General features: G+C 39.9%; 9 protein-coding genes. 4 read left to right on the top strand and 5 right to left on the bottom strand.

Features of this window, described 5'->3' with window-relative positions:
* The 3 genes from QZZ54_RS18110 to QZZ54_RS18100 all read right to left on the bottom strand — a co-directional run.
* On the bottom strand, nt 1–238 hold a 238-nt coding region (locus QZZ54_RS18110; RefSeq protein WP_290705343.1), incomplete at its 3' end, for an SMEK domain-containing protein.
* Nucleotides 239–355: 117 nt separating this feature from the next.
* Entirely contained in the window at nt 356–1,339 is a 984-nt protein-coding gene (locus tag QZZ54_RS18105) for a hypothetical protein (RefSeq protein ID WP_290705340.1), read from the bottom strand.
* 41 nt (nt 1,340–1,380) lie between these two features.
* Complete coding sequence (locus QZZ54_RS18100; protein ID WP_290705337.1) at nt 1,381–1,929, bottom strand: hypothetical protein; 549 nt, start codon at nt 1,927–1,929, stop codon at nt 1,381–1,383.
* Nucleotides 1,930–2,065: 136 nt separating this feature from the next.
* Here QZZ54_RS18100 and QZZ54_RS18095 point away from each other — a divergent pair, with 136 nt between their 5' ends.
* Entirely contained in the window at nt 2,066–2,377 is a 312-nt protein-coding gene (locus tag QZZ54_RS18095; protein WP_290705334.1) for a hypothetical protein, read from the top strand.
* A gap of 135 nt (nt 2,378–2,512) precedes the next feature.
* On the opposite strand, the gene QZZ54_RS18090 is transcribed toward QZZ54_RS18095, so the two are convergent.
* Nucleotides 2,513–2,926, bottom strand: a complete 414-nt coding sequence (locus QZZ54_RS18090) for a hypothetical protein (RefSeq protein WP_290705331.1) — start codon at nt 2,924–2,926, stop codon at nt 2,513–2,515.
* A 395-nt stretch (nt 2,927–3,321) separates the two neighbouring features.
* Here QZZ54_RS18090 and QZZ54_RS18085 point away from each other — a divergent pair, with 395 nt between their 5' ends.
* Nucleotides 3,322–3,687 carry a hypothetical protein gene (locus QZZ54_RS18085; RefSeq protein ID WP_290705328.1) on the top strand — a complete coding sequence of 122 codons (366 nt, stop codon included), beginning with the start codon at nt 3,322–3,324 and terminating at the stop codon, nt 3,685–3,687.
* 110 nt (nt 3,688–3,797) lie between these two features.
* Here the strand turns inward: QZZ54_RS18085 and QZZ54_RS18080 are convergent, their stop codons facing one another.
* Nucleotides 3,798–3,983, bottom strand: a complete 186-nt coding sequence (locus tag QZZ54_RS18080) for a carbon storage regulator (RefSeq protein ID WP_290705325.1) — start codon at nt 3,981–3,983, stop codon at nt 3,798–3,800.
* A gap of 395 nt (nt 3,984–4,378) precedes the next feature.
* On the opposite strand from QZZ54_RS18080, the gene QZZ54_RS18075 reads away from it, so the two are divergent.
* Nucleotides 4,379–5,269 (top strand): hypothetical protein, encoded by an 891-nt coding sequence (locus QZZ54_RS18075; RefSeq protein WP_290705323.1) that lies wholly within the window; start codon nt 4,379–4,381, stop codon nt 5,267–5,269.
* A 312-nt stretch (nt 5,270–5,581) separates the two neighbouring features.
* Complete coding sequence (locus QZZ54_RS18070; RefSeq protein ID WP_290705320.1) at nt 5,582–6,259, top strand: hypothetical protein; 678 nt, start codon at nt 5,582–5,584, stop codon at nt 6,257–6,259.
* Nucleotides 6,260–6,261 lie beyond the last annotated feature (2 nt).

The following is a 6,261-nucleotide window of genomic DNA, read 5'->3' as shown; positions in this document are numbered from 1 at the left end:
CTTGTATACAAACCCCTTGTGATTCATCACCTAAATCGATCGCTGGGTAATTGGCCTGAATATCATTTAGGTCAATAAGATTCCATGAATAAATGATATTGAATAATTTCTGAAAAAAAGGCTCTGCCTTCTTGTTTAGGTCATATAGGCCGCGCTTACTTCTAGACTTGAAAATGTACCTAAGAACCGACAGATACATTACGATTTCTTCAAAGTTCTTTGCTGACTTCATGCTCATAATCAATACTTATTCTCTTGCCAATATACTATCTAACGCTTTATTAACGGGCCGGAAAACCGCGTAGCGGTTTGGTGGTCCGAGCCCGAAGGGCGTTCGTTGAATAATGTGTTGTATTCATTTCATGAAGACCGGCACATTGTTTGGCTGGATGTCAAAAATATGATGGACGATACCTGCTCGCATATTTTCCTCAATACCTGTTCTATAGTCGCTTATATTTGAAATGGCCTTATCGTCACGTAAGTGCCCACGCCAATGTACGCCTTCATCTTCTTGGCTATGAAAAGAGAGTAACCTTGTCAGTGCCATGTGTGCAAATAGACCAGAGGACTCCTTACAGATGTGGTGCATAATTGCATGTGTTTCTGTAAGTGTTTGATCCTCCTTGAGATCCCATGAAAAAAATACTTGTTGAGCGGTTGGCGAAAGATCACGGACCTGTTCACTCTTGCCATTGGTAAAATAGACATCATCAATAACCATGTGCCAGTTTTCATTACGCTCGCCCTCGGTTTCGACAACACCAATTAACTTTTCCTTTCTTGCACTTATATGGACACCTGCATTGACACTAAGTGAGTATGAAAAATCGCCAGCTAAAGAACTGAGTAGATTATTACGCATAGCATCATTGAAACTTAGGTTGTAATTTTTTGTTGCCTTGCGGAACTCGTCAATAGAAACAAGGCACCAGATATTCCATCTCTTCCATGCAATTAGCAAAGGTAAATTTAGAAGCTCACTATAGGCTTTTAGCTTTGCGAAATAATCTGGCTTAAAAGACATAACGTTGTTCTTACAATACTTAACTTCAATAAGAACAGTAGATGAACTGCCGTCTGTTCTGGAAAAGCTAGCTAGCAGATCTGGAACTTGGTAGGTTTCACCTGATGATTTTGGGTATTGTTGCTGATCAAGCTTATGCACTAAATGACATTTACCAAGCCAGCCACAAATTATTGAAAATTCATCTTCGAGTGGGATTCCTATGTTTAGCCTCTTGACTCTATCTGAAAGTTTCTCTACATCAGCGTCCCATCCAAGCTGCTCGAGAGATTCGTGGATAAGTCTTTCCAAGTCCTGTGGCTGTCTGGTCACTAGAATTCCTCGCTCAAGAAATATAACGCCTCGTTATATTTTTATTTAAAATCCACTTTTTTCTCTGGATTGATAACATACTCAATAGTTAATTCATCGTTAGAGTCACTTCTAGTGCAATCTTTTATATCTACAATTTTAATTACAGCAAAGTTGTCAAAGGAATTCTTTAGAACTACTAGCTCACCTTCTTGTGGTGTTCTACTTCTAGACGAGAAATCATATTTGGCAGCGTTTGATATCATGTTTATGGCTGGAACTCCTTTTACAACAGCAATACCTGTAATTGATGCTGGATCATTATAAATATGAATAGAGTCCCCACTAGCTTTTGACCATTTGGTTTCAAATTTAAGAGCATCGGTGCCTATAGTGAATAGACCATTATTATTACTGTAATCAAAAGAATGACGACCCTTTAGTCGTTTTGAAGCATACTTTTTAGTTAAGTTAGGCCAGTAACTGTGCGCTAACCCACCAATTGCAACAATGAATCCAATAGCTGGCTCAAAAGATGGGTCACTGCGAAACCACAATCCAAACCCAATAAGCGCTGCTACAGAACATATAATTACTACTACCTTTTGCACTATTCTTCCTTAAAAATATAATAATTTATTATTGAGTACATACAAGCTTGCAAGCTTTGCTACCTTGTAGGTATATCTAGGGATGGGTAAAAGATGTATCGCAGAAGCCGTAAGTATCAGGAATATGTGACTAAATATGCAAAGGCAAGGGCTGCCAGAGAGGAAAAAAAGGATCAATGGTATCCATCCTGAATATCCGCCTGAGTTACCCGAGCTGCGCAGGTTAATCAAAATTACAGACTACGATACGGGTACTCCGGTTACCCATCGAATTGAACTATATCGCAGTAACCGTATTGATTGCTACAACGTTTGGATCGATGGAAGTTTATGGAAAGAGCGCATAGGCTGGGGCAAGACTCTTGAAGCCTTGCGAAAAGTGCTTCCCCGTCAACGGAGTAGCTTTATTAGCGTCTGCTTCTGGCACAAATCTGACCCAAACGCTTGATCTGGCTCGACTCAGGTGCAGTTAGGTCATTTTTCGACACAATGCTGTCTCAGAACTGGCTACAGCCCAACTAATTGCGTTGGGTCTTCAGTTTAGTTCAGAGACATTTTCCGTTTTATTGAGCTAGTTGGATGTTTATTTTATTCGTGTGAGCATAAGGGTGCCACCTGAGGAGATAGATATCCTAAATGTTTGTGGTTCACCTAGGTTTAAATAAGTTGATTTAGAATGAGATTCGTTTGGACATAAGCCAGCCCCAAGATCAAGCCTGAAGAAATGATTGCCGGGCTTTAAACTTACAGAAATTGCTTGTCCCGGCTGAATAGCGAATGCCTTCTCGTTATCGATGAAAACTGTGTGGCTGCATCCGGCACCAATTAAGCCTTGATCTCTTATAAAATGGACAAGCTCATTCCCAGCTTCATGCTTCAAAAATGTATTATTGTAAATATGCTCTTTTGGAATTAATTTGGCTTCTTCAAGCGGTATCTGTGCTGTTGAACAACCGGCAAGAAGAATAGGTCCGAGTACTAATAATATAAAGCGCATATAGATTCCTTTTTTTATTTCTATAAATAATATCTATGGACGGTTTAAAGAAACTGTAAATATCAGGTGTCTATGACTAGATGTGTGAAGGTAGTAGCTACCAGAGAGGACAAGAGGACTATTGGTATTCATCCTGAATATCCGTCTGAGTTACTCATCAGCATTTACTATATCGTAGTAACAGTATTGATTGCCAGCATGCCAGCTAATGGCGCGCAATAGACCTCAGAGCCGCCTGAGAGCTGCTATAAGTCGCCTTCCGATTCAATTCCTAAGATCACTTCCCACTAGAGAACGAAATTCACAGCTTCATGATCCGTAATCCTTGTTGTACAGTGAAGCAGCCAAATAGGATCATAATTCATCGATTAATAATTATAAGGAATTTATAGAAGATGAAGGTAATTAAAATATTCACAATATGTGTGGTTGTAATGAGTATGTATGGTTGCGCAACACCTGCTGATCTGCGGAAACAGCCACCAGAAATGGATCTATCAAGCAGTTATCCAGCAAAAAAAGTTGCTGTGTGTATCGCTGATATTTGGGAGAGCTCTGGGGCACTTAGTTCAACAGTCCCTATTTCAATGAGGCCAACAACCGATGGTTATAGCGTGATGTATCAGAATACAATGTCGGGAATATCCTCAATGATGATAGTGGATGTTCATGATACTAAAACGGGTTCTAGAACAAGCTATAGGGCAATAAACGTTCTTGGTGATGGTCCATTCAAACAAGCAGTTACTGAATGTCAATGAACCTTAAAATCATTCATTGAAGCAGTTTCCGAAGGGCGCTCTATGCGTCCTTTTTCATGTCCGCTTTTGGCACATAGCTGACCTCAGAGGCGCCTGAGAGCAACTACAAATCACTTTAAGGCTTTATCATCAAAATCCAATAATTCATTCCTTAGAATATCAATGTTATCTGGAGCCTCAAAACTAAGTTTGACTTGCTGACCATTCACGTTCGCAACTGTAATAGTTATTGGTTCATCATCAGCGGTGAAAAGCGTAATAGATTCTGAGGGCTTACGAGTTAGTACTAGAGACATTTGCAAATCCTTCTGCGTGTTGATCTTCCGACTGCTATGGAGTGTAGATCAGGTTGGCTTTCGATACAAAACTGATCTGAAAATTATGATCTTGATACCAATGAAAAACTATAAATTCACCGCGTATCATAACCCATACTTACCTCGGTAAGTATGGGTCGCTGGTGAGGTCGTTCTTTGACCGAGTGAGCCCCCGTAACGCAGTGAAGTGGGGCGAAAAGCGATTAGTGAAGCGGGTGTGTCATGGAGGATCGCAAACCACGGAGTGGTTGAGAAGTCCTTGATACAACTGTAAGCGAAACGTCAGATAAAACACGTAGGCTTTCCAAAAGAGTGGCTATACTCGCAGTGATGCGTTCAGGATGAACGCAGAAACTTATCATGGAGGATAAGATATGTTGGTATCAACCGAAGAGGCTTATAAAAAGCTCGCTAAACACTTTTACGAAACGAGGCTGATTGATAAGCCGATAACTAAAAAAAATATAGTAGATGCTTTGACGTCATGTGCAGGTGAGTACGTCCCTGCTTATTGGCGAAGACTTCGCAATGCTATTGAATTAGATCAACGATTGAGAGGTTTCGCTGAAACAGCTGACAAGGTTAAAGTTACACTTAATCCAACCACCAGTGATCCAGCTAAAAAGGCCCTAATAAAGCCTAAAAGAAGGAAAGTAAAGGCTGTTTCAGAAAGCGATGAAGCAAAATTAGTTAAGCGCTTAATGGGTGGCTCAAGTGGTGATCGTTACGTATATGCAACGATTATGATCGTAAAATATCTTGGTTGTAGGCCTGCTGAAATAAGAGACCTAGAGTTTCTTCCGGGTAATAAAGTGCTCATTAATTCAGCTAAGAAACGCTCGGATAGAGGGATTGATCGAACACTGATAGTTTCTGATAGTAAAACTTTTCAGGGACTTCAGAAGTATCATGCATCATTGACTAACGCCCCCTATGCAAATCCCATTACCTATGTTCAAAAACGCTTAGCGAAAGTAGTTAAAGAAATTTGGCCTCAGCGTAAGAGTCTGCCAACCTTGTATAGTTGGAGACATCAGATGGGTTGTGATCTAAAGAAATCTGATAAATCACGGATAGAGATTGCAGCCATAATGGGACACCTGAGTGTAGAAAGTATCAATCAATATGGTCGGCCGAAGCATGCAAGAATTTCAAGAGGCTATTTGAGTGCATCTAAGCATTCAATGAAGCTGGTGAAAGTTACGAAACCAACAATGCCACCTAGTCAAAAAGCTAAGTTCAAAGGGCCAGCGTTACAAAAGTGATGGCACCTGAAGGGGGAAGCAGCACTTAATACAAAGATGACTGCTCTTATAATTACCTATCTGAGTTCTGTTTTTTTTCTGTTTCTGCAACAAGTTGTTCATAGGAGGGGAGGGGAACCTACCTCTTTCTCTGTTACAAGTGAAAGTATGGTTGAAGCCTCCTAGTTTATTTCTTGAGGCTAGCTTGTTCCAAGTTCTACTTGTCAGCTGTAGAATGAAATTATGAGTCATAAATTAGACGCTTAAAATGTTTAGAATCTGAGCTACTTTGATTTTTAGATCTGAGCTTAATTGGAAAAGGGATGTTCAAATATGAGTGAAGAGAATAGACCTGCTAGTGATAAGTCGAGGAGCAATTCTCTTGGCACGATATTGTTGGTAGGAGGGCTAACATCAGTATTTACGTTGTTATTCTGGCTTATCTTATTTCAATATTTATCTGCACCAACTTTTCTAGAGTACACAGGCCTGTCTGAGTCTTACATCTTAAAAGATCCAGCGTATGTTAATGGGCCTTGGGTTAACTTTGCTATTAGAGAAATGCTTGAAAGTGGTACTTTGATTAGTTTAGATGACTTGTGGTCATTCCAGAGCTCCTTTTATCAGACTCTTATAACTTTTTTGATAGCCATAAATGGTTTGATTGGTATTTTAGCTTTCTTTGTTATTAAAGGAGCTTCAGCGGAAAAAGCTGAAGAGTCAGCAGAAAAAGTTACTGGTTTATATTTTGGAAGCACAGGGTTTGAAGAGCGTATAAAGGATGGCTTTAGTGATGGAGTCGCTGCTGCTCAGTCTGACTATAACTCTACTGTAAATGAATTAGATAATCTGATCGCGGAGATGCAGGGTTACAAAGCTCATATTGATAGAATGTCTAAAGAGCAGGTACTGCTAAAAAGGCACTTAAGGATAATATCAGCGAAAATTTCTCAGGAAGATAAGAGAGATGAGGATGGCGCTGATTTGATACTAGAAATAGGGAAGAATTAATA

This window comes from Amphritea sp., assembly GCF_016744155.1.
Lineage (GTDB): Bacteria > Pseudomonadota > Gammaproteobacteria > Pseudomonadales > Balneatricaceae > Amphritea.
Note: the sequence above shows the minus strand (reverse complement) of the source record. Positions and strands in the feature narration are given on the sequence as shown.